We start from the raw sequence: 24,077 nt of genomic DNA on the forward strand, positions 1-24,077 counted from the left end.
TTACTCGCCGATCGCTGCGGTTGCTGCCGCTTTTAGGGCGAGGTCGGTCTTGTGGATCGCTGTGGCGAAGGTGTGGAACGCGGAGAGGGTGAAGTCGAGGGTCAGTTCTTGGTCGCTTGTGCCGGTCAGGGTGACTTGAGCGCCGTCGGGGTGGGTGCGGGATGTGACTGTGCAGTCGGCTACGGCCACCGATGCGTGGATTTGGAGTGTGTCGGTTCGCACAGCGACTCCTGGGTGTCGGGTTCGGTTGGGAAGCCGAGGTTAGGAGTCGTTCGGGTGGGGTAGAACTGATGGAGTGGTTTATTTATGCACGTTTTCGATGGACGTGTTACGCCTCTGCCTTGGCGGCGGCCTTCTTGGCTTTCTTGTACGCGCGCACCTTGGCGAGGGTTTCTGGGCCGGTGACGTCGGCGACGGACATGCGGGTCCTGGGGCCGCCGTAGTCGCCCGCGGCCTTGCGCCAGCCGTACGGGGCCACGCCGTACTGCTTGCCCAGCAAGGCTAGGAAGATCTTGGCCTTCTGCTCGCCGAATCCGGGGAGGGCCTTGAGGCGCTTCAGGACCTCGGCTCCGGTGGGCTTGCCCTTGGTCCAGATCGCGGCGGTGTCGCCGTCGTAGTGCTCGACGATGTACTGGCAGAGTGCCTGGACGCGCCTGCCCATGCTGCCGCCGTAGCGGTGGATGGCGGGCGGCGTGGTTGAGATGGTGGCGAACTCGTCCGGGTCGTAGGTGGCGATCTCGTGGACGTCGAGCTTGTTGCCGAGGCGATCGTAGAGCTTCTTCGGGCCGTTGAACGCGACCTCCATTGGAATTTGTTGATCTAGCAACATTCCGATCAGGAGGGCGAGGGGTTCGCGTTCCAGAAGGGCGTCGGCCTCGGGTATCTGGGCGATGCGGATCGTCGGCGTCATGGCGGAAGGATCGCACATCGGGGTTATGGGTCACTTCCAGACGTGGGTAGTGCCATCCCGTCGACCTGGCGCTAGCCCGATCAGGCTGGAGTAGGGCCGCAACCTTCGACCTTGGTGAGGTGCGGTGCCAGGATTGCGGCCCTGGTCCTGTCTGATAGCCCTTCGGGAGGTCGTCGGGATGGCACGGGCGATCACCTGCCATCGGGGCCGAGGCGCATCACCGAGCCATCCCGGAGACCTGCCTGCCCGGCGAGGGCGTTCTTCTGCGTGTCGCCGCGCGGCTGGTGAGGCTTGCCGCCGGTGAGAGGGCCGCCCGGACGGGCGGAGCGGAGCGGGAGCCCGTCCGTGGCGTGCGCTCTCACTGGTCGGCGGCAAGGTGGTGCCAGGCCGCGCTGGTCGCGCCGCGCGGCGGCGCGCTTGATGAGGGAGAAGAAAGTCTGAACCAGGGTTAGCCTGCTCGGCGCTTCTGCTCGCGGATGTGTTCGGCCCAGGTTTCCTCGGCGGTGGTCTTGTAGCCGGTGCCGAGGACATGCCAGGTGCCGAATCGGGCGGTGTGGTCGGGCAGGGGCGGGAGTCCGCTGGCGCTGCGGGCTTGGGTCGCCCGGTGGTCGGCGCGGTCCTTGCGGATGGTCGTCAGGGTTGTGGAGTAGCGGCGGCTCTTGGTGGAGAAGTGGCCGCCGTAGCCCAGCATGTGTGCCCAATCCCGTAGCCGTGGGTGGTGGTCGGCTTCGGTCCAGCACGCTTCGATCATGCGGCGAGCGTGTGGGGTGAGCCCTCGGATGCGGTCCAGGTGGCGGATGTTGCGGAGCGGGCGGTTGACGGTGCCCGCGGCTTCGGCGCCCTTGGTGGCGTACTTGGCGATGTAGCGGGCTACCCGCTTGTCGGTCCATCCGGCGTCGGTGGTGATGGGGCGGACGTCGAGCTGCTTGCCCCAGCGGAGGGTTCGCGTCGAGATGGAGACCGAGACGGCTTGGGCGGCCGTGGTGACGGCGTCCGTGAGGTCGTCCGCGTCGATGCCGAAGGGTGGGGGCTCGCTGGGTCCGGCTGGGCCGTCCAAGCGGATGACGGCGTGGAAGTGGACCAAGCCTCGGGACTGGTACTCGGCGACCTTGGCGTACTCGGTCCGGAGGTGGTCGTTGAGCTTGGAGCGGGGCACGGCCAGGCGTTCTGCCAGGTGTCGGCGCAGGTAGATGGTGAACACGTGCCACAGCTCGCCCGCGTGGTGGTTCCAGAGGACGGCACCGGAGTAGTCGTAGGTGCCTGGGTCGATGGCCTGACCTAACAGCGGGTCGTCGGGTTCGTGGCGGGCTAGGCAGGACGGGCCTGAGTCGCGGGGGCGGCAGGGGAGTGCTCGGCCGTCGCGGGACAGGGCTCGCCTGTGCACGGGGCCGAAGGATGGGGCCGTGAAGGTGGCGAAGACGCGTGGGTGGAGGGCCACCGAGTCGGGCACGTCGCGGCCTCCGGCCAGGCCGGAGCGGATGAGGTGAAAGGTGTCGTCGGCGTAGACGCGGGCGCACGACTCGCAGCGGCTTGCCCGGCGGTTGCCGCAGGCGGTCAGGAGGTAGCCGGTGGGCTCGTCGGCGGTGTCGTAGGTCGACAGGACCTCGCCCGTGGTGGTGTCCACGGTCGCGGAGTTGCCGACAAGGCGGATCGGGTGGGTACAGCCACCTGCGGCGGTGACCATCTCGCGCCAGCGGTGGAAGTCCGGGGCTGCGGCGCGCTCGCCGAGGTGGTGCATCCAGCGCGGGAAGTCGGCCATCACGCGGCCTCCGACCACTGCTGGGCCTGCTCGGGTTCGGGGCGGGCTAAGCGGCGGCCGATGATGGCGTTGGTGCGTGCCCAGCGCTCGTCGGTCCAGGGAGGGGCGGAGGCGGCTGCGCGCTCGGCCCATTGCCAGAGTTCTTCCTGCTGCTCCAACGCAAACACTTCCATTCATGCTTGCGGCGGGCGCGCGACAGGTCAGGGATTTCGCTGCTGCTGCATGAATGGAAGTGTTTGTGTTCGCGGCTCTGCTGTGGCCGCAGCCCGTGGGCTCGTCTTTTGTGTTTTGTCCGCAGCTATGGGTGCCTAGGTGATCGCGTCGCGGCTCGCCTGGGACGGTGGATGGTCGACGGGGCGGCTGTGGTTAACGTCGGAGGAACCGCCCCGCCGACCGCGATCGGCTCACTCCATTCGGGGCATGAGCGAGCCGACCGGGATTGAGGGACCTCGGTGTAGATCGCGGACAGCGCGTTGCAGCTCGGAGATGAGCATGGTCGCGCCAGCCGAGGTGAGCCCCAGGACGACGACGGCGCGGTCGCCGATGACTTGCATCGAGATCACGGCGTCTTCCTCGTGGATCGCCAGGTTGAGCGGCGTGTGTTGGCGCACCATCGCCATCTCGACCGGAAGTCCGGGGGTCCGGGGGATCGGTGTGTGCCCCATCGTCGTGTCTCCCTCCGTTGCTGGTGTCCACCATCAGCTCGGAGGTTCGGCGAGCCCATGACGTCGGCGGGTGAGATATCCAGGTTGCGGATATCCGCAGGTCAACCCGTGGGCGCGTGATTACACTCAGTGCGATGGGGAGTGTGCGGACCTGCTCGGGATGCGGCGCTCGGCTGGCGGCTGACAACCGTCTGTCGCTGTGCAGCCCGTGTGCGCGTCGGGAGGCGCGGAGTGTCGGCGCGCCCGAGAAGCCGGATGAGTTCTGGCGTCGTCCTGCGCTGCGGGACGCGTTCCGGGCTCGGCACTTCGGGCAGGTGCTGTACGCGTACCGGTACGAGCACCGCCCGGTGCTGACGCAGGCGCGTGTTGGTCGCTGGCTCGATCTGACCCAGGGGCAAGTGAGCCGGTTGGAGCGGTCTGAGCCGGTGCGCGATCTGGCGAAGCTCGAAGCGTGGGCGCGGGTCCTTCGCATCCCGCAGGCTCACCTGTGGTTCAAGTTGGGCGAACAACCACCTCGTGCATACCCGAGCGGCCTTGAAGCACCTAGCCTCCGCGACGACGCGATGGAAGGGGACGACGTGCGGCGGCGGGATCTGTTCAAGGTGGCCGGGCTGGCGGCTACCGGGTTCGGGTGGTTCGGGCCGGTGGTGCCCGCGGCTGCGGTGGGGCGGACGCTCGGATCGGCCGAGGTGGCCATGGTCCGGGAGATGACGCGGACGTTCCGGCGCCTCGACAACCGCTTCGGCGGTGGGCACGCGCGATCGACGGTGAGCAACTACCTGGCGTCGGAGGTGGCTCCGATGCTTCGGGACGTGCGGTCGACGGATGGTGTTCGGTCGGACTTGTTCGGGGCGGTGGCGGAGCTGAACCAGCTTGCCGGGTGGATGGCCTACGACGTGGGGGATGCGGACGCGGGTGGGAAGCACCTGCGGCAGGCGTTGCGGCTGTGTCAGGACGTCGATGACGACGCGTTGGCGGCGGAGATGCTTGCCGGGATGAGCCACCAGGCGGCGTTCTTTCGGTCTGGGGCGATCGCGGCTGACCTGGGTGAGGCGGCGCGGTCGAACGCTGCGCGGTCTGGGCTGGCTGCGCTGGTGTCTGAGACGGCGGTGATGGCGGCGCACGGGTACGCGTTGCAAGGGCACGCGCGGCCGTGTCTGGACGCGTTGGGGGAGGCTGAGCGGGCGTTGTCGTCGGCTGAGGGCCAGGACGCGCCTGAGTGGTTTGGGGTACTTCGACGCGGCTTACCTGTCGGCGAAGTTTGCCCACTGCTTCCGCGATCTTGGGCGGCCGGTGGACTCGGAGGTCCACGCGCGGCGGTCCCTGGAGATGAGCGAGGGGTACGACCGGGGGAAGCTGTTCAACCTGTCCGTGCTGGCTTCGGCGTTGGCCGATCAGGGGCGGGTTGAAGAGGCGTGCGAGACGGCCTCTGTCGCGGTGGGCATGGCGGGGTCGGTGCGGTCTGTTCGGACGGTGGCGTACTTGGCGGATGTGGGGCGGCGGTTGACGCGGTACCGGTCGGCTGGGCCGGTGCGGGAGCTGTACGCGGCCATGTCGGCGGCGTCGATCCCGGTGCCTGGTCGCTAGCGCTCGGCCAGGACGAACATCAGGCCGAGCTGGGTGCCCGCGCCGATGATCTCGCCCTTGGCGATGCGGTCGCGGACGGTGTCCAGGGCGATCCACTCGACGCGAGCGGCCTCGTTGATGTCGGGGCCTTGTCCGGTGTCCTCCGCGCCTTCGGCTACGTAGATCAGGTTCTCGAAGTCGGCAGTTCCGGCAAGGGGTTGAAAGGTGGTCAGGAGGCGGATGGTGCGGGGTCGCCAGCCGGTCTCTTCCTCGACCTCACGGGCAGCGGTGAGCTGGGGGTCCTCGTTGGGGTCCACGTAGCCACCGGGGAGTTCCCAGGTCCAGCGATCCATGATGAAGCGGTGGCGGTAGATCATCAGGACGTGAGTGCGGGCGTCGTTGAGGACGACGGTCATCGCCGCCTTGGGCATGCGGAGGACGTACTGCTCGAACTGGATGCCGTCGGGAAGTTCGACATGGGCGATGGCCAGGTGAAGGCGTCGAGAGTCATCGACCAGCGACTCTTTGTGAATGATCCACGAACCAGCGCTTGAATCAGAGTTTGTCACTTGTCCACCGTACCTGGGGTGTTTTCCATCTCGTCGAGAAAATCCGCCAAGTGGTTGAAGGTTGTCTCGAAAGTGATGCGCAGGTCGCGTAGATCCGTCGATGACTGACCGAAGTACTCCAGTCTTGCCGAGGCGTTCTGGAGCATGAACTTGCAAATGCTCCCAATGAGGGAGACCTGCTCTGATTGAGGAATATCGAAACCGTAGTTAATGCCCCCTTCGTCATGTCCGCCGATGCGGATGTGCTGAGATGCGAACCAAGGTGCGTGGTGAGTACCTGCGCTCAGAATTCTGTAGAGAGCGCCCGCCCCTGCGCCCAAGCGTTGAAACACGTTCAGAATTTCGAACTTGCCAACCGAATCATCGAGTCGCTGAAGCTTCTCCCACGGCTTGTCCGTGTTCTTTCCAGCCAGTGAGATGCCGGAAGCGGTGAGCTTTCTTGTGAGGTCTGACCAGTCACTTTTAGCCTTTGCTGAGACCTCATTTCCTGCTTTTCCTCGTACTTCTTTGCTGTAGGTGATTAGTTCGCGTGCTGACCAAACTAGAACCTGGCCGCAACGCAAGATTCTAGAATTGTAAGGTATATCCGGCTGGTGAATATAGTAGGCCAGTGAGGAACCCTCCAGTGCGCTACGCGCAAGTGCGTATAGTGCTCTGCTTGTGGGGCCAGTTGTGTCATAGAATTTCAATGTTCTCAGTACTGTTGACAGTGCGTGGTTCGCGGCGACGCCTGCGCCCCCTGCTGCCTGTAGGCCGTCATGGTACAAGTCGTAGGAGGCGTAACTCTCGGATCGAATGCAATCGATATCGCGCGAGTAAGGCGATTCGGCCGTCGATGGCTTGGCGCGTTGTGCCAGGACGCACTTGCTGTGGACATTCGCAACCGCATAGATAATCCCTCTTCGTATACCTTCTACATCCTCATCGGTCAGCACTTCCACCTCCGTCTCGCGCTAGCTACTCGCGCCAGACTAGCTCCAAGCGCTCAGGAGTGAAGCCTCGGTGACCATTGGCTGGAAGCACGACCACAGCAACTAGGACTTCTTCGACCAAGGCGCGTTTCTGGGCCAAAGGGAGGTGTGGCCAGTCTTGGCGGAGGGTTGGATAGGCGGTGGACTTGGCGGAGCGAGTCAGCCAGCGCTCGCGGTCGGCTAGGAGCGCGGACTCTTGGGCCTCCAGCTCAGGGAGCATGGAGAAGTAGCGGGCGGCGGAGATGGTGCGGGACTTGCGGGCCTTGGCCAGCTCGGTGAGGTCGGCGCGGACTTCGGCTAGTTCGGCTTCGCCTGGCCAGGGTTCAGGCTCGGTGGTGGCGTCTCGGCGTTGGGCTTCTAGTTCGTACTTGGCGATTACGGCGGCCGTGACCCACTCGTCGGTTTCGTTGCCGGGGATGCTGACGCCTCCGCCGCAGCCGCCTTGGGACTTGGACTCGCAGGTGTAATAGAAGCGGGTGGGGTCTTTGACGCGGGTGTGGTGGGCCTTGAGGGCTCGGAGTTTGCCGGTGCAGTCGGGTTTGCCGCAGCGGAGGGTGCCGGTCAGGAGGTAGGTGCGGGTGTTCTTGCCTCGGCCGGAGAGGGTGCGGTCTCCGATCACCGCTGTGACGGCCTCCCAGTCCTCGACGGAGAGGATTGGGGCGAACTGGCCGACGACCGGGTTGCCGGATGAGTCGCGGACGATGTCGACGTGGAAGGTTTCCTTGCCGGTGTCCGGGTCGGTGTCGCGGACGTTGCGGGAGCGGTAGCCGCAGAGACGGGGGTTGCGGAAGACCGTCTTGACCGCTTGGGGGACCCACTTGTTGCCCAACGGCGTGGTGATGCCTCGGGTGTTCCAGTCGGCGACGATGGCGGCGATGGGGGCGCCGGTGCGGAGGCGTTCCGCGGCTTCGCGGATCAGGATGGCTTCGGGCTCGTTGAGGGTGCGCTTGTCGTCTTGCCAGCCGAAGGGGCGGCGGCCTCCAGTGGGGATGCCTGCCTGCTCCAAGGCGCGGTGCTTGCGCTTGACGCGGCGGGCTGTGTCGGCGGACTGCTTGTTGTTGGTGGCGACGACGATGCGGGCGACTGTGCGGCCGTTGTCGGTCAGGAGGTCGAGGGTGCCGGTGATGTCGATGATGGGGCGGCCGAAGTGCTCGACTACCTCGATGGCGTCTTCCAGGTGGCGGTTGTCGCGCGTCAGGCGGTCGATGTCGTAGACGATCAGACCGTCGACGCGGGTGCCGTCTTCCAGGTGGCCGCGCTTGAGGTCGTTGAGGGCGGCCTCGAAGACCGGGCGGATGACTCGGTAGCCGTAGCGGCCGTCGGGGAGCTGGACTCGCTTGCGCTTCCACGCTGACGTATGGGGTTCTACGTACGTGTGGGCGTAGGTGCCGCCTCGGGACTCCACATAGGAACGACAGTCCTTCTCCTGCTCGTCCCGGCCTCGGATGTCCTTGCCGCTGACCGGCAGCCTCGAAGGCGCGGAGGGGTCCAGCTCGAAGGACAGGCGGACGAGCCCGGCGAGGTGCAGGCCGGACAGGTCGCCCCAGTGGGCGCGTCGTACCTGGTCAACGGTCATGCACTAGTCATACATCAAACCACGTGCTGGTCCAGCAGCATTCCGATCAGGAGGGCGAGGGGTTCGCGTTCCAGAAGGGCGTCAGCCTCGGGGATCTGGGCGATGCGGAGCTTCGGCGTCATGGCGGAAGGATCGCATACGAGGAGGGAGCGCCAAGGCGAGCGGCGTTCGCTGGCGGTGGGGGGTGTTCACCGACTTGTTTGCGGCGTGAGAGCGCTCTGATCGTCAGGTTGAGGCTGGCGCTGAACTGGGAGAACTTGCGTCGATCCGGTCTTGCGTTCAAAATTGACGCATGTTCAGCGAAAATGAACATGGCGAAATTCTGAACGAGCGCGATCAGTTGACCGAGTTGCGGGGCTGGCTGCGCGGGCTCGGTCTGAAGGTCGACATGCGGTCGGGAAAGCGCGCCGCTGACGGGAGGGCTGACGTGGTGGCCCGCGTCAGTCGAGCGTCAGGCGCGGTTCGGACGTACGCCGTCGCGATCAAGCGGGCCGTGCCGCCCGAACTCGCGACGGCCCTCCACCCGCACGCTTCGCTCCCCACGCTGGTCGTCGCCCGCTCGATCACCGAGCAGGCCGCGAGCCTGCTGCGCGAGCGGGGCATCGACTACATCGATGAGGCAGGCAACGCGCACATCGCCTGGGGTGACGTGCTGATTGACATCCGGGGTCGCCGCAGAGCGCACGGGCACGCCAGCAGTTCCTCCTCTCGCGGGAGCAAGGCGTTCAGCCGTGCGGGGCTGCAGGTGGGGTTCGTCCTGCTCAGCTGGCCGACCATGGCCGGGGAGCCGCTGCGCGGGCTCGCGAGCGCCAGCGGGGTCTCGCTCGGCACGGCCCAGGCGGTCGTCGACGACCTGGCCAAGGCGGGCTACTTGTACGACGTGGCGGGCGAACGCAGGCTGGGGAGAGCGGGGGAACTGCTCAACCGATGGTCGGAGGCCTACTCGACAAGGCTCTCCCCATCGCTGGCCCTCGGTGACTTCACGGTCCCTGACATCTCGTGGTGGCAAGGCTCGGAGGGCGAGCTGACCCGGTCGAACGTTCAAGTGGGCGGCGAAGCAGGCGCGAGCCTCCTCGACCCGCACCTCATCCCGGCCACCCTCACCCTCTACGCCGACGAACGGCCGCGTTCGCTCATCGGCAAGCGCCGAATGGCGCGCGCGGAACAGGCGGGCAACATCCAGATACGGCGGCGGTTCTGGACGAAGGCGGGGCAGTCGTGGATCGTGCCGTCCACATTGATCTACGCTGACCTCCTCGCTTCCGGCGACCCTCGTCAACGTGAGCACGCGGACAGGATCAGGATCAGTGACGATCGACTTGCGGGCCTCGACCGACTTTGAGGTCCTGCGGGCCGCCAAGGTGCTGGCCCGGATCGAGGAAGCGGCGCGCGAAGCGCGGGTCCACTACCTGGTCGTGGGGGCGACCGCGCGCTCGCTCGTCTCGATCGGTCTGCTGGGCACGAGTCCCCAACGCCGGACCCGGGACATCGATATCGCGGCCGAGGTCGGCTCTTGGGACGAGTTCAACAGCCTGGTGCGGAAACTGGACCGGCACGGCCGCAGCGCGCACAAGTTCATCGTCGAGGGGACCGAGGTTGATGTAGTGCCCTACGGCGGCATCGAACAGGCGGATCGGACGATCATGTGGCCGGATGACCACGCGATGAACGTCCTCGGCTTTCGCGAGGCGGTCGACTCGGCGCTGACGGTGCTCCTGCCGGACGGGGTCGCCGTCAAGGTCCCATCGATCCCGGCGCTTGTGCTCCTGAAGCTCTTCGCATGGCGAGATCGTCATCACGCCGACACGCGCGACGCGCTCGACCTGGCGACGATGATCGAGTGGTACTCGTCCGGGCGGTACCTCGACCGGCTCTACGACGAGGACATCGACACGCTCGAGAAGTTCGACTTCGACCCACCGCCAGCAGGAGCGTGGCTCCTGGGAACGCACATACCGGGCCTGCTCGATGCCAAGGGCATCGCCGAGCTGCTCCGCGTCTCGGGCGACGAAGAACTGATGGGGCGGTTGGCGAAAGCCATGGGCGCCCCCCGCTCTGAGCTCCTGGTGCGGGCCATGGGGCAAGGTGTTCGCGACGCTGTCGAGGAGGCCAGGCAGTCGCGATCCGAGTGACCGGCACGGGCGTGTGGAAGCTGGGAAAGGCGAGGCGCGGGCAGGCAGCTCTTCCCCGTGGGCACATCGTGCCTGGTCAACGCGGGCGCTTCGTCAACGGCAAGGCGACCCACTCCGGGCCATGACTCCTGAGGGCGCGTGCGTCCGAGGGCGGCTAGGGGGTGCGAGACTCCGATCTCCGTGGGGTGAGAAAGCGCTTTCTTGGGTCGTTGGTCAAGGTAGCACAGGGTTTCTGGGGAGGGGAAGGGTCCGTGAGGGGGGTGTTGGAGATTGAGGGTTGACGGGGGATTCCTGGGGTCCTACAACTGAGTAAGCGCTTCCAGTTGATCCCGTACGACCCTTGTTCCCTGTCCCTGGACGACGATGTCTGGAGTGGATCAATGCTCGGTAAGGTGAGATCGCGGCGGTGGGTGCCGGTGGCCTTGGTGGCGGCCGTGGTGGCTGTTCCGGTTGTGCTGCCGGGGGCCGCCACTGCGGCCACAGTGGACACCTCTGCGCAGTATGTGCTGGTGTCGCGGCATAGTGGGAAGGCTATCGACGTCTACAACTTCGCCACGAACGACGGTGCGCCGATCGTGCAGTGGGCGCGCAACGATGGGAACCAGCAGCAGTGGCAGTTCGTTGACGCTGGTAGTGGCTACTACAAGGTGAAGTCGCGGTTGAGCGGGAAGGTGCTGGAGCTGCCCAGCGCCGACGATGGGGCGCGGCTGGTGCAGAACGCCGACAGCGGCAACACCCGGCAGCACTTCCGGTTGGCGGACTCCGACAGCGGGTACGTGCGGCTGATCAACCGGAACAGCGGCAAGGCGTTGGACGTGTGGGAGTGGTCCAGCGCCGACGGCGGGGCGATCGCGCAGTACCAGGACCTCAACGGGTGGAACCAGCAGTGGCAGCTGGTCAAGCTGGGCGGCGGGTCCAACCCGCAGCCGCCGAGCGGGCTGCAGGGCTGGGCCACGCAGAACGGCGGCACCACCGGCGGCGGCAGCGCGGGCGCGGTGAACGTCGGCAGCGCGGCGGCACTCACCTCGGCCGTCAGCGGCACCGGGTCGGCCGTGGTGCGGGTGACCTCGTCGTTCTCCTGCTCGGGCATGATCAGGGTCGGGTCGAACAAGACGATCGTCGGCAACTCCGGGGTGACCATCAGCGGCTGCGGCCTCACCCTCAGCGGCTCGCGGAACGTCATCATCACCAACCTGAGCTTCCGCGGCTGGAACGACGACGCCATCAACATCGAGTCCGGCTCGACCAACGTCTGGGTCGACCACAACTCCTTCACCGACGGCTACGACGGCGCGGTCGACATCAAGCGCGGGTCCGACTTCATCACCGTCTCGTGGAACCGCGTGTTCGGCCACGACAAGTCGATGCTGCTGGGCCACAGCGACGACAACGGCAGCCAGGACCGCGGCCACCTGCGCGTCACCTACCACCACAACTACTTCGACGGCTCCGGCACCCGCCACCCGCGCGTGCGGTTCGGCAACCCGGTCCACGTCTACAACAACTACTACCGCGACAACGAGTACGGCGTCGCGTCGACCATGGACGCGGGTGTCCTCGTCGAGGGCAACTACTTCGAGAACGTCGACGAGCCCACCCTGGTGGGCTACGCCGACTCCGACCCCGGGACGCTGGTGCAGCGCAACAACGTCTTCGTCGGCTCGGGGAGCCCGCAGTCGGCGGGCGGCGTCGCGAGCATCCCGTACTCCTACACCCTGGAGAACGCCAACAACGTCAAGGCTTCCGTGACCTCGGGCGCGGGCGCCCGCTGACCGCTCCTCGCCGGGCGGGCCGGGGCTTCCCCGGTCCGCCCGGCGAGGCAGAGGCATCGGCCGGTGTGCGGCACTGTCGGGCTCGTTGGGCATGTGGGGAGATGTGATCGACTGGGTTCGGCGTTCACCCTGGTCACCTCGTTCAGACGTGGAGGCCGCGATGCTCAAAGAGGCGAGTACCACCAAGCACCGCAAGGTGGCGGGCGCGGCGTTCCTGGCCTCCACGTTCGAGTGGTACGACTACTTCATCTTCGGCACCGCCGCCGCGCTGGTGCTCGGGGAGGTGTTCTTCCCGGTGGTCAGCCCCGTCGCCGGGGTGCTGGCGGCGTTCGCGACGTTCGCCGTGGGGTTCGTGGTCCGGCCGATCGGGGCGGCGCTGGCGGGGCACATGGGGGACCGGTACGGGCGCAAGCCCGCGCTGGTCCTCGCCCTGGTGACGATGGGGTTGGCGACCACCGGGATCGGGCTGGTGCCCTCGTTCGCGGCCATCGGCATCGCGGCGCCGCTGCTGCTGGTGGTGCTGCGGCTGGTGCAGGGGATCGCGGTGGGGGCGCAGTGGGGTGGGGCGATGCTGCTGGCCACCGAGTACGCGCCGCCCGGCAAGCGGGGGCTCTACGGGAGCTTCGTGCAGATCGGGGTGGTCGTCGGGGTCGTGCTGGCGAACATGTCCTTCGCCGTGCTGCAGAAGACCACCGGCGACGGGTTCGCGACGTGGGGCTGGCGGGTGCCGTTCCTCGTCGGCCCGCTGGTGCTGGTGCTGGCCTGGTTCATCCACACCCGGATCGACGAGACGCCGGAGTTCCGCCGGTCGGACCGGTCGCCGGTGCGGGAGGTGCTGCGCCACCACCGGGGGACGGTGCTGCTCGCGGGCGGGTCGTTCGCCGTGCACCTGGCGACCTTCTACATCCTGATCACCGGCGCGCTCGACTACACCACGCGCGAGTTGGGGATGGAGCGCGGCTCGGTGCTCGTGGTGACGATGATCGTGGCGGGCGCGCAGCTGATCACGATTCCGCTGGCCGCGCGGATCTCCGACCGGGTCGGCCGGTTCCGGGTGTACACGATCGGGGTGGCCGGGCTGCTGCTGTGGGCGGTGCCGATGTTCCTGCTGATCGACACCGCCACCATCGCCGGGCTCCTCGTCGCCCAGTTGGTCGGGGCGACCTTCCTCAGCTGCATCTACGGCCCGCAGGCCGCGCTGTTCTCCGAGCTGTTCGCCCCGGAGATCCGCTACACCGGCGCGTCCCTGGCCTACCAGATCGCCTCGGTGCTCGGCGGCGGGCTGGCGCCGTTCCTCATGGTGCTGCTGCTGGAGTCCACCGGGACGTCGATGGCGGTCTCGGCCTACATCGCCGTGCTGGCGGTGATCGCGCTGGGCTGCGTGGCCGCGCTGCGCCGCCGGGGTGCCGACCACTGAGGACAGGCGCGGGCTGACGGGGGTGAAGCGACGCGCACCTCGGCGGCGAGATCCGCGACGCCGTGGGCGCGCACCCCTGTCAGGTCCAGGGGATGAGGTCGATCCCGTTGAGCATGGGCAGGGCGCCCGCGCGCTGCAGGGCCACGGCCGACATCCAGACGGCGACGCCGGTGATGAGCGGGCCGATCACCGCCATCTCCACCCGGCCGCCGGTGCGCATGCGCATGATCTTCGGCGGCGCGATCGGGTACCAGGTCTTCCACGCGATGGGGACCGGCCACAGGATCGGGCAGCCCTGCTCGGTGATCGCGTCGCCGAGGTAGTGCGCGATGCAGCCGATCGCGACGGCGATCCCGCAGGCGGCGGCGTCGGCGTCGGTCTGGTCTGTCCACTTAAGACAGGCGTACGTCAGCACCAGGCTGGTGCCGGTGATCCACAGCGCGTCGTTGCGCGGGCACCACTTGTGCATGATGCCGCGCACGGCCAGGCCGCAGAAGAAGAACATCAGCAGCGGCAGCGCCCAGGACCGGCTGGTCTGGACGATCGCCGTGGTCACCACCGCGGCCAGGAGCGCGAAGACCAGGGTGTGGGTCAGGCCCCGGTGCCCGCCCTCGCGCTTGGAGTCGCGGTTGGTGCGGGTCGCCCGGTAGACCAGCTTGCTGATCCCGTTGAGCACCTTCGACGCCGCGGCCGACACCTGGCCGAAGGTCCTGGACACCGTCGACTCGGGGTGGTCGAGGTCCGGCAGCAGCGCCGCCCCCGAGGCCAGGACCGCGCCGACGAGCCAGCCCTTGACCGACAGGCTGCCCAGCGCCGTGCCGCCCGCCAGGGCGGTGACCGTCGCCCAGCCCGCCAGGCCGCTCATCGCGTGTGTCGGACCGGTCGCCATGCGCTACCCCCTGTCAAAATCACCTGCCCGCCCAGCCAGGCAACCCTACGATCGGTGAGGTGCTGCGACCCGAGTTCCCGATCACGACACCCCGACTGCGCCTGCGGCCCTTCGTCGCCGACGACCTCGACGCCCTCCACAAGATCCAATCACGCGACGACGTCGCGAAGTTCCTCTACTGGGGTCCGCGCACCCGCGAGGAGACCGCCGCCGCGCTCGCGGGCCGCCTCGAAATGACCACGCTGGAAGCGGAGGGTGACACCCTGCTGCTCGCCGTGACCGTGGACGGCGAGCTGATCGGCGACGTCAACCTGCAGTGGCACAGCGTTGAGCACCGCGGCGGCGAGATCGGGTTCGTCCTCCACCCCGACCACCACGGCCGCGGCTACGCCACCGAGGCGGCCCGGGAGATGCTGCGCCTGGGCTTCGAGGGGCTCGGCCTGCACCGGATCACCGGGCGCCTCGACGCGGACAACCACGCCTCCGCGCGCGTGCTGGCCAAGCTGGGGATGCGCCGCGAGGCGCACTTCAGGGCCAACGAGTACGTCAAGGGCCGCTGGGCCGACGAGGCGGTCTACGCGATGCTCGCCGAGGAGTGGCGCGGCCTACCATCGGCCACCAGGTGAGAGTGCCCACTAGGGGCGCCCCGTGCCCGGAGCTACCAGTACGCTTGTACTGAGAATGCGCGCGGGCAGGGAATTTCGAGAGGAGCATCGCGGCTCATGGCCAAGATCAAGGTTCAGGGGACCGTCGTCGAGCTCGACGGCGACGAGATGACGCGGATCATCTGGCAGTTCATCAAGGACAAGCTGATCCACCCGTACCTGGACGTCAACCTGGACTACTACGACCTGGGCATCGAGCACCGCGACGCCACCGACGACCAGGTCACCATCGACGCGGCCAACGCCATCAAGCAGCACGGCGTGGGCGTCAAGTGCGCGACCATCACCCCGGACGAGGCGCGGGTCGAGGAGTTCGGCCTGAAGAAGATGTGGATCTCGCCCAACGGCACGATCCGCAACATCCTCGGCGGCGTCGTCTTCCGCGAGCCGATCATCATCCAGAACATCCCCCGGCTCGTCCCCGGCTGGACCAAGCCGATCATCATCGGCCGCCACGCCCACGGCGACCAGTACAAGTCGACCAACTTCAAGGTGCCCGGCGCGGGCACGGTGACCATCACCTACACCCCGGCCGACGGCTCCGAGCCGATCCAGCACGAGATCGTGAAGATGCCCGAGGACGGCGGCGTCGTCATGGGCATGTACAACTTCAACAAGTCCATCGAGGACTTCGCGCGCGCGTCCTTCTCCTACGGCCTGCAGCGCGACTACCCGGTGTACATGTCGACCAAGAACACCATCCTCAAGGCCTACGACGGCGCCTTCAAGGACATCTTCCAGGCCGTCTTCGAGGCCGAGTTCAAGGCCGAGTTCGACGCCAAGGGCCTGACCTACGAGCACCGCCTCATCGACGACATGGTCGCCGCGGCCATGAAGTGGGAGGGCGGCTACGTCTGGGCGTGCAAGAACTACGACGGCGACGTCCAGTCCGACACCGTCGCGCAGGGCTTCGGCTCGCTGGGCCTGATGACCTCGGTGCTGATGACCCCGGACGGCAAGACCGTCGAGGCCGAGGCCGCGCACGGCACCGTCACCCGGCACTTCCGCCAGCACCAGGCGGGCAAGCCGACCTCGACCAACCCGATCGCGTCCATCTTCGCGTGGACCAGGGGCCTGCAGCACCGCGGCAAGGTCGACGGCACTCCCGAGGTCACCGGCTTCGCCGAGACCCTGGAGCGCGTGGTCATCGAGACCGTCGAGAGCGGCAAGATGACCAAGGACCTGGCGCTGCTGGTGGGCAAGGACCAGGCGTGGCAGACCACCGAGGAGTTCCTCGCGACCCTCGACGAGAACCTGCAGAAGGCCATGGCGGGCTGATCCCGCTGGTCACCGGGCCCCTGTCGGAGACTCTCCGGCAGGGGCCTTTTCGGGTGGTTCCCGAGCGCGGGGCTGGCGGCCCGCGGGCCGGGTGCGTCACCGTGGTCTGGTCGGGTTACCGCCGTCGCCGGGAGAGTGCCTCGTGTTGCTGCCAAAGCGGGCGTTGATCATCGGTGGCGTGCTGGCGGGCGTCTGGGTGATGTACTCGACGGGCGTCGAGCCGCCGAGCGGCGCGACCTCCCCGGTCAGCGGCACGGGCACGTGCAAGGTCTCGGTCACCGCCGACGTGCTGAACGTGCGCTCCGCCCCGGACGTGCGGGCGGAGATCGTCGGCAAGTTCACCCAGGGCGCGGAGACGGTGGCGGGCACGACGGTCACCAACGGCTTCCGCATGCTCGGCGACAACCGCTGGGCCTCCGAGGAGTTCCTCAAGCCCGTCAGCGGCCACGACTGCGGCTGACCAGCTGAGAGCACCGGGCTTCCCCCTCCGGGCTATCACACTCCCTGTGCTCGACCGACTACCCCCGGCCCACCGCTCGACGCTTCGCGGTCTACGCTCGGCGCGTGGATCTTCATCAGTGTGGGTTTGCGCTGTAGACACAGTCGGTAGCTTGTTCAGGGTTCGCGTGGTGGTGCGTAGTCCAATCGAGGGACGGTGCAACGGTGTCAGGCGTATCGGCCGTGTTGGCGCAAACTGTCAGTGAGGGCAGCGTGCCTTTCGCGATCGGTCCGGTCGGGATCATCGCGGTGGCGCTGGGCGCGGGCGGTGTGCTGCTCGGGCTGCTCCGTCGCAGGCGCGACGCGCTGGCGGCGGGCAAGGGCGGCGAGGTGGACGCGGTGTCGCTGCCCGGTCCGCGCGAGCCGGTCGCCGTCAGCGAGACGACATAAAACCGAGCCCCCCGTGTCGGACACGGGGGGCTCAGTGGTGGTACTGGGTCAGCGCCGGACAGCGTCCAGCGCGTCGATCATGCCCGCGCCGTAGAAGCCCCGGCCCGACGCGCCGCCCTGGCAGTTCGCCAGCCACGCGCCGGTGCCGTCCGGGTCGTAGACGCCGCCCGCGGGGCAGGCGATGCGGTCGGCGTCACGCCGCAGTTCCAGGATGGTGCGCTGGGCGCTCCACCCCGGGTTGGTCGAGCGGATCAGCGCGGCCACGCCCGCGGCGTGCGGGGCGGCCATCGAGGTGCCCTGCTTGTAGCCCCACCCACCGTTGAACACGGTGGACAGCACGCGGCCGTTGGCCTGCGGCGTCGACGGGATCTGCCGGGAGTCGCCGCCGGGGGCGGCCACGTCGGTCTCGCTGATGCCGTAGTTGGAGAAGAACGACTTGGTGTTGTTCACGCCCGTGGACGACACGCCGACCACGCCGTTGACCTCGGCGGGCAGCTTGACGCACTCGTTGGTGGTCTCCCGCGAGATCGGGGTGGAGTTGTTCGGGCTGCCCTCGTCGAGGATGTTGTGGGACAGGTCCCAGTTGCTGTTGCCCAGCGCGGCCACGTTCACCACGCCCTTGCGGGCGGAGTAGTCGATCGCGCGGGTGACCGCGGTGGCGACGGCGCGCTGGTCGGCGTCGCTCTTGCACCACAGGTACCACGGGTCGACGAAGTAGGAGTTGTTCGTGATGGAGATGCCGTGCTCGGCGGCCCACACGAACCCGCAGATCGCGTACTCCGGGAAGATGTACCCGTCGTCGTTGACGACCTTCACCGAGGCCATCTTGACCTCGGGCGCGACACCGACGATGCCGACGCCGTTGCGCGCCGCGCCGATGATGCCCGCGACGTGCGTGCCGTGGTCACTGGTGGTCGGGGCCCACGCGGCGGGCGAGGTGTCCGGGACACCGCGGTCGGTGCAGCCGACGGAGCGGCCCGCGTCGACGTTCGCCGCGAGGTCGGGGTGGCTGGCCTCGATGCCGGAGTCGAGCACGCCGACGACAACGCGTGAGCTGCCGCCGCTGATGGCGTGGGCCTCGTCGGCGCGGATGGCGTCGAGGTTCCACTGGTTGACGCTGAGCGGGTCACCCTCGGCCGCCGCGGTGCCCGGGGCGCCCGCGGGGATCACGGACTCGGTGGCCTCGATGTCGAACGAGACACCCGCGGCCCGCGCGGCGCCGACCGGGGCGGCCAGCTCGGCGAGGTCCTGGGTGGCGCCCGCGCCCTGCACGCCGGGCTTGTTGCGCACGACAGAGGCGAAGTCGGAGCTCGGCGACGCGGCGATCACGACACCGATCTGCGGCCAGCTCTGCACGACCGTGCCGCCGGAGTCGCGAACCGCCTTCTCGACCCGCCACATGGAGTGGCCCTGCGGTCCGAGGACGGCGAAGTGCGCGCTGGGGCCGTCGGCCTGCGCGGCGGCGACTGGCGCCGCGGTCGCGGAGGCCAGTCCCGTGGCGCACGCCAGCGCGACTGCCGCGCCAAGGAGTCGGGATCGTCTGTGCACTCTGATACCTCCGAAGATGGGGTCACATCGTTGTTCGCCCTGCCCACACCGGTCTGGCGCGGGCGTGGCCGGTCGAACCTGTCACCCCGGAACTGTATGGGCAATCCACCGGATGGCTCAGTGGCTCACCCGACCGGGGGGTGGCCAGGACTGCCTGGGAGAATCGGCTCGTGCCGACCGAGAACACCGAGCGCAGGGCCCGCGTGCTGTCGGGCATCCAGCCCACAGCCGACTCGTTCCACCTGGGCAACTACCTGGGCGCGGTGCGGCAGTGGGTGGCGATGCAGGAGACCCACGACGCCTTCTACTTCATCGCTGACCTGCACGCCATCACCGTCGAGCACGACCCCAAGCTGCTGCGCAAGCGCACCAGGATCTCGGCGGCGCAGCTGCTCGCGCTGGGCCTGGACCCGGCGCGCACGACGCTGTTCGTGCAGAGCCAGGTGCCCGAGCACGCCGAACTCGGCTGGGTGATGCAGTGCCTGACCGGCTACGGCGAGGCGGGCCGGATGACGCAGTTCAAGGACAAGTCGGCCAAATCCGGCATGGTCAGCGTCGGGCTCTACACCTACCCGATTTTGCAAGCTGCCGATATCCTGGTCTACCGGCCGGAATTTGTGCCGGTCGGCGAGGACCAGCGCCAGCACCTCGAGCTGACCCGCGACCTCGCCCAGCGCTTCAACACCCGCTTCGGCAAGACCTTCCCGCTGCCCGAGCCGCACATCCTCAAGGACACCGCGAAGATCTACGACCTGCAGGAGCCGCAGGCGAAGATGAGCAAGTCCGCGTCGAGCCCCGGCGGCATCGTCGAGCTGCTCGACGACCCCAAGGTCTCGGCGAAGAAGATCCGCTCGGCGGTCACCGACACCGAGCGCGACATCCGCTTCGACCCCGAGGCCAAGCCGGGCATCAGCAACCTGCTCGGCATCTACTCCGCGCTGACCGGCCGCACGCTCGACGACTTGGTGGCCGCCTACGACGGCAAGGGCTACGGCGACCTGAAGAAGGACCTCGCCGAGGTGGTCACCGAGTTCGTCGCCCCGGTGCGCGAGACCGTGATGTCCTACATGGACGACCCGGCCGAGCTGGACAAGATCCTCGCCCGGGGTTCCGAGCGCGCCCGCGAGGTCGCGAGCGGGACGCTGGCGCGGGTCTACGACCGGGTCGGGTTCCTGAAGGGCTGACGCGCCCAAGTGGCGGGTGCGGTGATCGACGCCTAGGTTTCGTGGGTGCCAGATGAGAACGAGTCGAAGGTGGCCCGACTCCGCCGCAAGCGTCCCGGCATCGATCACCTGTTCCGCGCCAACGAGGCGTTCACCGAGCGCTACGGCAACCACTTCGCGGCGTCGATCACGTACTTCAGCGTGCTGTCGCTGTTCCCGCTGCTGCTGATCTCCTTCGCCCTGCTGGGTTTCGTGCTCGCGGGCCAGCCGGAACTGCTCATGTCGCTGCGCCGGGACATCACCGAGGCGGCCCCGGAGAACCTGCGCGGCCTGCTCACCGACCTGGTCGACGCCGCCGTCGAGGAGCGCGGCCGGGTCGGCCTCATCGGCCTGCTGACGGCGGCGGCCACCGGCCTCGGCTGGATGGGCAACCTGCGCGACGCGCTGACCGCGCAGTGGGGTCAGAAGCACGAGGACCGGCCGCTGCTGCGCGGGCTGGCGATGGACCTGCTGGCGCTGCTGGGCCTCGGGCTGGCGATCGCCCTGTCGTTCGGCCTGAGCGCGGTGGGCGGCGGGCTGGCCGACACGCTGCTGAGGTGGGTGGGCCTGAGCGAGTACGCCTGGGCGAAGGTGCTGCTGGTCATCATCACGACCGTGCTGGCCATCGGCGCGAACTGGCTGATCTTCCTGTGGGTGATCGCCCGGCTGCCGCGCAAGGCGGTGACGCTGCGCAGCGCCGTCAAGGGCGCCCTGGCCGCGGCGATCGGGTTCGAGCTGCTGAAGCTGATCGGGACGATCTACCTGAACTCGGTGCTCGGCGGGCCGCTCGGCAGCCTGGTCGGCCCCATCGTCGGCCTGCTCGTCTTCGCGAACCTGGTGTCGCGGTTCCTGCTCTACATCACCGCGTGGACGGCCACCGCGAAGGAGAACCACGTCGACGAGCCGATCCCGGCGCCCGCCCCGGCGGTGATCCAGCCCCAGGTGACCCTCGCGACCCGGCCGAACGCCGGTCAGACCGCGGGCCTGCTGGGCATCGGCGCGCTGCTGGGCCTGGTGCTGCGCAGGCGCCGCTGAGGGCTACGCCGTGTTTCAGATGTTGGCGCGGCTATGCCGTGCTCCACATCTGAAAACACGGCCTAGCGGCCGACACCTGGCTCGTTAGAGGCCGGAGGCCGCCCGCGCGGCGGCACGGGCCCGGATGGCGCGCTTGCGGCGCAGGAACAGGGCGAGGGCGAGCAGGATCGCCACGACCGCCGCGCCCACCAGCGGGGCGCCGTAGGTGCCGAAGGCGGACCGCTCGATCTCCGGGCCCGCCGCGGCGGGGGGCTGCTCCCCAGCGGGTGGGGCGGGGGTGTCGGTGCCGGGGACCCCGCCGACGCTGCCGTCCGGCTTGGACTGGGCCTCCGGGGCGGAGGTCACCAGCTCCCCGACCGGGCGCTGCTCGGCCTTCACGAGGTTGAAGCCGTAGTCGAGCAGCAGGGCGGCCTGGCTGGCCAGCGGGTTCGGGTTGGGCTCGCCGCGCAGCAGGGCGACGGCCAGGTGGCGGCCGTCGCGCTTGGCGCTGCCCAGGTAGGTGTGGCGGGAGTCGTCGGTGAAGCCGGTCTTGCCGCCGGTGAAGCCCTCGTAGACCCCCCACAGCCGGTTGTCGTTGTAGACCTGGAAACCGGCCTTCTCCGCGTACCCGGGGAAGTTGATCGAGCGGGTCGCGATGGCGTCGGCGAACTCCTGGTGGCCCATGGCGGTGCGGAAGATCAGGGCCACGTCGTAGGCCGAGGTGCTCATGCCGGGGCCGTCCAGGCCCGACGGGGTCGCGGCCCGGGTGTCCAGGGCGCCCAGCTCGGCGGCCAGGGCGTTCATCTTCTCCAGGGCGACCGGCACCCCGCCCAGCGCGCGCGCCAGGGCGTGGGCGACGTCGTTGCCCGAGCGCATGACCAGCGCGTGCAGCAGCTCTCGGACGGTGTACTCCCCGCCCGGCCCGACGCCGACGCGGGTGCCCTCCTGGTTGGCGTCCTCCTGGGTGCCGAGGACCTTCTGCTCCGGGCGCAGCTCGCGGATGACCACGATCGCCAGGAGCACCTTGATCAGCGACGCGGGCCGCTCGCGGGCGTGCGGGTCCTTGGCGGCGAGCACCGCGCCGGACTCGATGTCGGTGATGGTCCACGCCGCCGCGTTCACCCCGACCGGGAGGTCGGGCGCGCCAGGGGGCAGCACGAGGCCGCACTCACCCATCCGGGTCCCCCCGACCGGCTCCTCGGGAACCGGCAGCGGCTGCGGCGACGGCTGGCCGGGCTTGGGTTCCTCGGAGGTGTCGATCGGCGGTGGCGGCCGGTCGTGGTTGCGACACTGGGCGCTGGTCTGCATCAGCGGCTCACCCGTGGTGCCCGGTTGGGCCGCCGCGGGAACGGCGGTCATCAGGGCGACGAGGGCGGCGACGGTCCCGCGGGCTGCGAAGCGCACGCGGCCCAGGGTAGAACCCGTCACGATCAGGCCACGATCCGGCCTATCACCCACTCGGGTGTGGCCCGTGTCCGCGCCGGTCGCGGCGGGTGTGACACTGGGCCCGGTGATCCACCCCGACTGAGAGGGCTTCGACGTGGAGTTCGTGCGACTGCTGCTGGTCTTCCTGCACCTGCTGGGCATGGGACTGCTCGTGGGCACCTTCCTGCTCCAGATGCGCGCCTCCGACGGCGCCCTCAACAAGGGCTGGCTGCACGGCGCGGGCCTGCAGCTGGTCACCGGTGTCGCGCTGATCGCGACCGCGGGCGCGACCGACACCGACTACAACCACATGAAGCTGGGCATCAAGACGCTGGTCCTGATCGCCATCGCCGGGATCGCGTTCGCGTTCCTGCGCAAGCCCGCCGCGCCCAAGTGGGTCGGCCCGGCGCTGGGCGGGCTCGTCGTCCTGAACGTCGCCCTGGCCGTCTTCTGGAGCTAGGCCAGAGCTAGGCCGTGTTCTGGCTGTGGGGCACGGCCTAAGCCAGTTCCCGGTCCAGTATCACCGGGGACAGGGCGTGCTGGACGACCATCGCCGCCGCGCCGAGCATGGCGGCGTTGTCGGCGGTCTGGGAGGGCACGATGCGCAGGTGCTCGGTGGCCAGCGGCAGCGAGCGGCGGTAGATGGCCTCCCGGACGCCCGCGAGCAGCATCTCGCCCGCGTTCGACAGCGAGCCGCCAATCACGATCAATGAGGGGTTGAACAGGCTCACGCCCCCGGCCAGCACCTCGCCGATGTCGCGGCCCGCCTGGCGGACGGCCTGGCCCGCGGTCGGGTTGCCGGACTGCACCAGCGCCACCACGTCGGCGCTGGTCTCCGCCGGGATGCCCGCCTCGGTGAGCCGGGCGGCGATGGCCGGGCCGCTGGCGACGGCCTCGAGGCAGCCGGTGTTGCCGCAGCGGCAGGGGACCTCGCCCGCGCCGGGGGCCAGGATGTGCCCGAGGTCGCCCGCCGCGCCGACCGCGCCGCGGTGCAGCTCGCCGTTGCTGATCAGGCCGGAGCCGATGCCGGTGGCCACCTTGACCACGATCATGTGCTGCTCGGCCGGGTGGAAGCGGGTGTGCTCGCCGAGGGCCATCAGGTTGACCTCGTTGTCCACCAGGACCGGGACGTCGAAGTCGGCGGCGACGCGGGCCGGGACGTCGTAGCCGTTCCAGCCGGGCATGATCGGCGGGTTGGTCGGGCGGCCGGTGGAGTGCTCGACCGGGCCGGGCAGGCCGATGCCGACGCCCGCGACCGGGGCGCCCAGCGGCTCGACCAGTCCCCGCCAGGTGTTGGTGAGCAGCCCGAGGACCTTGTCGGGGCCGTCGGCGATGTCCAGGGCGAGGCGCTCGGTGGCCAGCGGCTCGCCGGTGAGGTCGGTGACCGCGACGGTGGCGTGGGTCGCGCCGACCTCGGCGGCCAGCACCAGGCGCGAGCGGGCGTTGAACACGAACTGGCTCGCGGGCCGCCCGCCGGTCGACGCGCCGTTGCCGCGGTCGGTCACCAACCCGGCGTCCACCAGGGAGTCCAGGCGCGCGCGCACCGTGGAGCGGGCCAGGCCGGTCTCGCTGACCAGCTCGGCGCGGGTGCGGGCCTGCCCGTCGCGCAGCAGCCGCAGCAGCTCGCCGGGAGACGCCGATGGGGAGATCTGCACGTCGCTCATCCCTTGATTAGAGCCCAAAACACTCCGGGGCGACCGAAGTGTACCCGGTTCGGACCAAGGTCGCCGAAACTTCGCGGGAATACCTATGACTTTTGATTGACACCAACCAATAGTGCCCTTACGGTTCGCCACATGTCTGTGACCCACCTAACTTTCCCACCTGATCA

General features: G+C 68.7%; 24 protein-coding genes. 12 read left to right on the plus strand and 12 right to left on the minus strand.

Annotation, left to right across the window (positions count from 1 at the left end; translation table 11 throughout):
• The 5 genes from ACTG9Q_RS20860 to ACTG9Q_RS20880 all read right to left on the minus strand — a co-directional run bounded on the left by ACTG9Q_RS20860 (position 1) and on the right by ACTG9Q_RS20880 (position 3,289).
• The gene (locus tag ACTG9Q_RS20860; RefSeq protein ID WP_455574512.1) at positions 1-222 is read right to left on the minus strand and encodes a hypothetical protein; all 222 of its coding nucleotides are present in this window, start codon (positions 220-222) and stop codon (positions 1-3) included.
• A 106-nt stretch (positions 223-328) separates the two neighbouring features.
• Positions 329-910 carry an HhH-GPD-type base excision DNA repair protein gene (locus ACTG9Q_RS20865; protein ID WP_455574513.1) on the minus strand — a complete coding sequence of 194 codons (582 nt, stop codon included), beginning with the start codon at positions 908-910 and terminating at the stop codon, positions 329-331.
• A 448-nt stretch (positions 911-1,358) separates the two neighbouring features.
• Positions 1,359-2,669, minus strand: a complete 1,311-nt coding sequence (locus tag ACTG9Q_RS20870) for a replication initiator (protein WP_455574514.1) — start codon at positions 2,667-2,669, stop codon at positions 1,359-1,361.
• Positions 2,669-2,836, minus strand: a complete 168-nt coding sequence (locus tag ACTG9Q_RS20875) for a hypothetical protein (protein ID WP_455574515.1) — start codon at positions 2,834-2,836, stop codon at positions 2,669-2,671. Before ACTG9Q_RS20875 ends, ACTG9Q_RS20870 begins: the two co-directional genes overlap by 1 nt.
• A 237-nt stretch (positions 2,837-3,073) precedes the next feature.
• The gene (locus ACTG9Q_RS20880) at positions 3,074-3,289 is read right to left on the minus strand and encodes a hypothetical protein (RefSeq protein ID WP_455574516.1); all 216 of its coding nucleotides are present in this window, start codon (positions 3,287-3,289) and stop codon (positions 3,074-3,076) included.
• A 179-nt stretch (positions 3,290-3,468) separates the two neighbouring features.
• Here ACTG9Q_RS20880 and ACTG9Q_RS20885 point away from each other — a divergent pair, with 179 nt between their 5' ends.
• A complete protein-coding gene (locus ACTG9Q_RS20885; protein ID WP_455574517.1) occupies positions 3,469-4,743 on the plus strand; it encodes an XRE family transcriptional regulator in 1,275 nt (424 codons plus the stop codon).
• Positions 4,744-4,917: 174 nt separating this feature from the next.
• On the opposite strand, the gene ACTG9Q_RS20890 is transcribed toward ACTG9Q_RS20885, so the two are convergent.
• From ACTG9Q_RS20890 to ACTG9Q_RS20900, 3 genes are all read right to left on the minus strand, one after another.
• Positions 4,918-5,331: an NUDIX hydrolase gene (locus tag ACTG9Q_RS20890; protein ID WP_455574518.1), complete on the minus strand. Its 414-nt coding sequence runs from the start codon at positions 5,329-5,331 to the stop codon at positions 4,918-4,920.
• Between the two features lie 134 nt (positions 5,332-5,465).
• Positions 5,466-6,404, minus strand: a complete 939-nt coding sequence (locus ACTG9Q_RS20895; protein ID WP_455574519.1) for a hypothetical protein — start codon at positions 6,402-6,404, stop codon at positions 5,466-5,468.
• 22 nt (positions 6,405-6,426) lie between these two features.
• Positions 6,427-8,016 (minus strand): recombinase family protein, encoded by a 1,590-nt coding sequence (locus tag ACTG9Q_RS20900; RefSeq protein ID WP_455574520.1) that lies wholly within the window; start codon positions 8,014-8,016, stop codon positions 6,427-6,429.
• A gap of 292 nt (positions 8,017-8,308) precedes the next feature.
• On the opposite strand from ACTG9Q_RS20900, the gene ACTG9Q_RS20905 reads away from it, so the two are divergent.
• The 4 genes from ACTG9Q_RS20905 (at position 8,309) to ACTG9Q_RS20920 (ending at position 13,337) form a co-directional block, all read left to right on the plus strand.
• Complete coding sequence (locus ACTG9Q_RS20905) at positions 8,309-9,358, plus strand: type IV toxin-antitoxin system AbiEi family antitoxin (protein ID WP_455574521.1); 1,050 nt, start codon at positions 8,309-8,311, stop codon at positions 9,356-9,358.
• Entirely contained in the window at positions 9,324-10,148 is an 825-nt protein-coding gene (locus ACTG9Q_RS20910) for a nucleotidyl transferase AbiEii/AbiGii toxin family protein (protein WP_455574522.1), read from the plus strand. Before ACTG9Q_RS20905 ends, ACTG9Q_RS20910 begins: the two co-directional genes overlap by 35 nt.
• A 437-nt stretch (positions 10,149-10,585) precedes the next feature.
• On the plus strand, positions 10,586-11,920 hold the full coding sequence (locus ACTG9Q_RS20915) for an RICIN domain-containing protein (protein WP_455574523.1): 1,335 nt from the start codon (positions 10,586-10,588) through the stop codon (positions 11,918-11,920).
• Positions 11,921-12,080: 160 nt separating this feature from the next.
• Positions 12,081-13,337, plus strand: a complete 1,257-nt coding sequence (locus tag ACTG9Q_RS20920) for an MFS transporter (protein ID WP_455574524.1) — start codon at positions 12,081-12,083, stop codon at positions 13,335-13,337.
• A gap of 79 nt (positions 13,338-13,416) precedes the next feature.
• Here the strand turns inward: ACTG9Q_RS20920 and ACTG9Q_RS20925 are convergent, their stop codons facing one another.
• Positions 13,417-14,226: a metal-dependent hydrolase gene (locus ACTG9Q_RS20925; RefSeq protein WP_455574525.1), complete on the minus strand. Its 810-nt coding sequence runs from the start codon at positions 14,224-14,226 to the stop codon at positions 13,417-13,419.
• A 59-nt stretch (positions 14,227-14,285) separates the two neighbouring features.
• Between ACTG9Q_RS20925 and ACTG9Q_RS20930 the strand changes: the two genes are divergently transcribed.
• The 4 genes from ACTG9Q_RS20930 to ACTG9Q_RS20945 all read left to right on the plus strand — a co-directional run bounded on the left by ACTG9Q_RS20930 (position 14,286) and on the right by ACTG9Q_RS20945 (position 17,057).
• Positions 14,286-14,852: a GNAT family N-acetyltransferase gene (locus ACTG9Q_RS20930; protein WP_455574526.1), complete on the plus strand. Its 567-nt coding sequence runs from the start codon at positions 14,286-14,288 to the stop codon at positions 14,850-14,852.
• A 96-nt stretch (positions 14,853-14,948) separates the two neighbouring features.
• The gene (locus ACTG9Q_RS20935) at positions 14,949-16,169 is read left to right on the plus strand and encodes an NADP-dependent isocitrate dehydrogenase (RefSeq protein WP_455574527.1); all 1,221 of its coding nucleotides are present in this window, start codon (positions 14,949-14,951) and stop codon (positions 16,167-16,169) included.
• A 142-nt stretch (positions 16,170-16,311) separates the two neighbouring features.
• Positions 16,312-16,629: an SH3 domain-containing protein gene (locus ACTG9Q_RS20940; RefSeq protein WP_455574528.1), complete on the plus strand. Its 318-nt coding sequence runs from the start codon at positions 16,312-16,314 to the stop codon at positions 16,627-16,629.
• A gap of 251 nt (positions 16,630-16,880) precedes the next feature.
• A complete protein-coding gene (locus tag ACTG9Q_RS20945; protein ID WP_455574529.1) occupies positions 16,881-17,057 on the plus strand; it encodes a hypothetical protein in 177 nt (58 codons plus the stop codon).
• 48 nt (positions 17,058-17,105) lie between these two features.
• Here ACTG9Q_RS20945 and ACTG9Q_RS20950 read toward each other — a convergent pair whose 3' ends face one another.
• On the minus strand, positions 17,106-18,605 hold the full coding sequence (locus ACTG9Q_RS20950) for a S8 family peptidase (protein WP_455574530.1): 1,500 nt from the start codon (positions 18,603-18,605) through the stop codon (positions 17,106-17,108).
• A gap of 170 nt (positions 18,606-18,775) precedes the next feature.
• Between ACTG9Q_RS20950 and trpS the strand changes: the two genes are divergently transcribed.
• Complete coding sequence (gene trpS / locus ACTG9Q_RS20955; RefSeq protein ID WP_455574531.1) at positions 18,776-19,789, plus strand: tryptophan--tRNA ligase; 1,014 nt, start codon at positions 18,776-18,778, stop codon at positions 19,787-19,789.
• Positions 19,790-19,834: 45 nt separating this feature from the next.
• Positions 19,835-20,842: a YhjD/YihY/BrkB family envelope integrity protein gene (locus ACTG9Q_RS20960; RefSeq protein ID WP_455574532.1), complete on the plus strand. Its 1,008-nt coding sequence runs from the start codon at positions 19,835-19,837 to the stop codon at positions 20,840-20,842.
• A gap of 84 nt (positions 20,843-20,926) precedes the next feature.
• Here the strand turns inward: ACTG9Q_RS20960 and ACTG9Q_RS20965 are convergent, their stop codons facing one another.
• Positions 20,927-22,225: a D-alanyl-D-alanine carboxypeptidase family protein gene (locus ACTG9Q_RS20965; protein WP_455574533.1), complete on the minus strand. Its 1,299-nt coding sequence runs from the start codon at positions 22,223-22,225 to the stop codon at positions 20,927-20,929.
• A 136-nt stretch (positions 22,226-22,361) separates the two neighbouring features.
• On the opposite strand from ACTG9Q_RS20965, the gene ACTG9Q_RS20970 reads away from it, so the two are divergent.
• On the plus strand, positions 22,362-22,706 hold the full coding sequence (locus ACTG9Q_RS20970) for a hypothetical protein (protein ID WP_455574534.1): 345 nt from the start codon (positions 22,362-22,364) through the stop codon (positions 22,704-22,706).
• A 37-nt stretch (positions 22,707-22,743) separates the two neighbouring features.
• Here the strand turns inward: ACTG9Q_RS20970 and ACTG9Q_RS20975 are convergent, their stop codons facing one another.
• Positions 22,744-23,910, minus strand: coding sequence for an ROK family protein (locus ACTG9Q_RS20975; protein ID WP_455574535.1), 1,167 nt, complete (start codon positions 23,908-23,910; stop codon positions 22,744-22,746).
• Between the last annotated feature and the right edge of the window lie 167 nt (positions 23,911-24,077).

Source organism: Actinokineospora lacus, from assembly GCF_053813445.1.

Excerpts from the sequence above, each read along its gene's own strand:
- ACTG9Q_RS20865 (WP_455574513.1), bottom strand. The coding sequence starts at position 910 with ATGACGCCGACGATCCGCATCGCCCAGATACCCGAGGCCGACGCCCTT.
- ACTG9Q_RS20870 (WP_455574514.1), bottom strand. The coding sequence starts at position 2,669 with ATGGCCGACTTCCCGCGCTGGATGCACCACCTCGGCGAGCGCGCCGCA.
- ACTG9Q_RS20880 (WP_455574516.1), bottom strand. The coding sequence starts at position 3,289 with ATGGCGATGGTGCGCCAACACACGCCGCTCAACCTGGCGATCCACGAG.
- ACTG9Q_RS20885 (WP_455574517.1), top strand. The coding sequence starts at position 3,469 with ATGGGGAGTGTGCGGACCTGCTCGGGATGCGGCGCTCGGCTGGCGGCT.
- ACTG9Q_RS20890 (WP_455574518.1), bottom strand. The coding sequence starts at position 5,331 with ATGCCCAAGGCGGCGATGACCGTCGTCCTCAACGACGCCCGCACTCAC.
- ACTG9Q_RS20900 (WP_455574520.1), bottom strand. The coding sequence starts at position 8,016 with ATGACCGTTGACCAGGTACGACGCGCCCACTGGGGCGACCTGTCCGGC.
- ACTG9Q_RS20905 (WP_455574521.1), top strand. The coding sequence starts at position 8,309 with ATGTTCAGCGAAAATGAACATGGCGAAATTCTGAACGAGCGCGATCAG.
- ACTG9Q_RS20920 (WP_455574524.1), top strand. The coding sequence starts at position 12,081 with ATGCTCAAAGAGGCGAGTACCACCAAGCACCGCAAGGTGGCGGGCGCG.
- ACTG9Q_RS20925 (WP_455574525.1), bottom strand. The coding sequence starts at position 14,226 with ATGGCGACCGGTCCGACACACGCGATGAGCGGCCTGGCGGGCTGGGCG.
- ACTG9Q_RS20935 (WP_455574527.1), top strand. The coding sequence starts at position 14,949 with ATGGCCAAGATCAAGGTTCAGGGGACCGTCGTCGAGCTCGACGGCGAC.
- ACTG9Q_RS20975 (WP_455574535.1), bottom strand. The coding sequence starts at position 23,910 with ATGAGCGACGTGCAGATCTCCCCATCGGCGTCTCCCGGCGAGCTGCTG.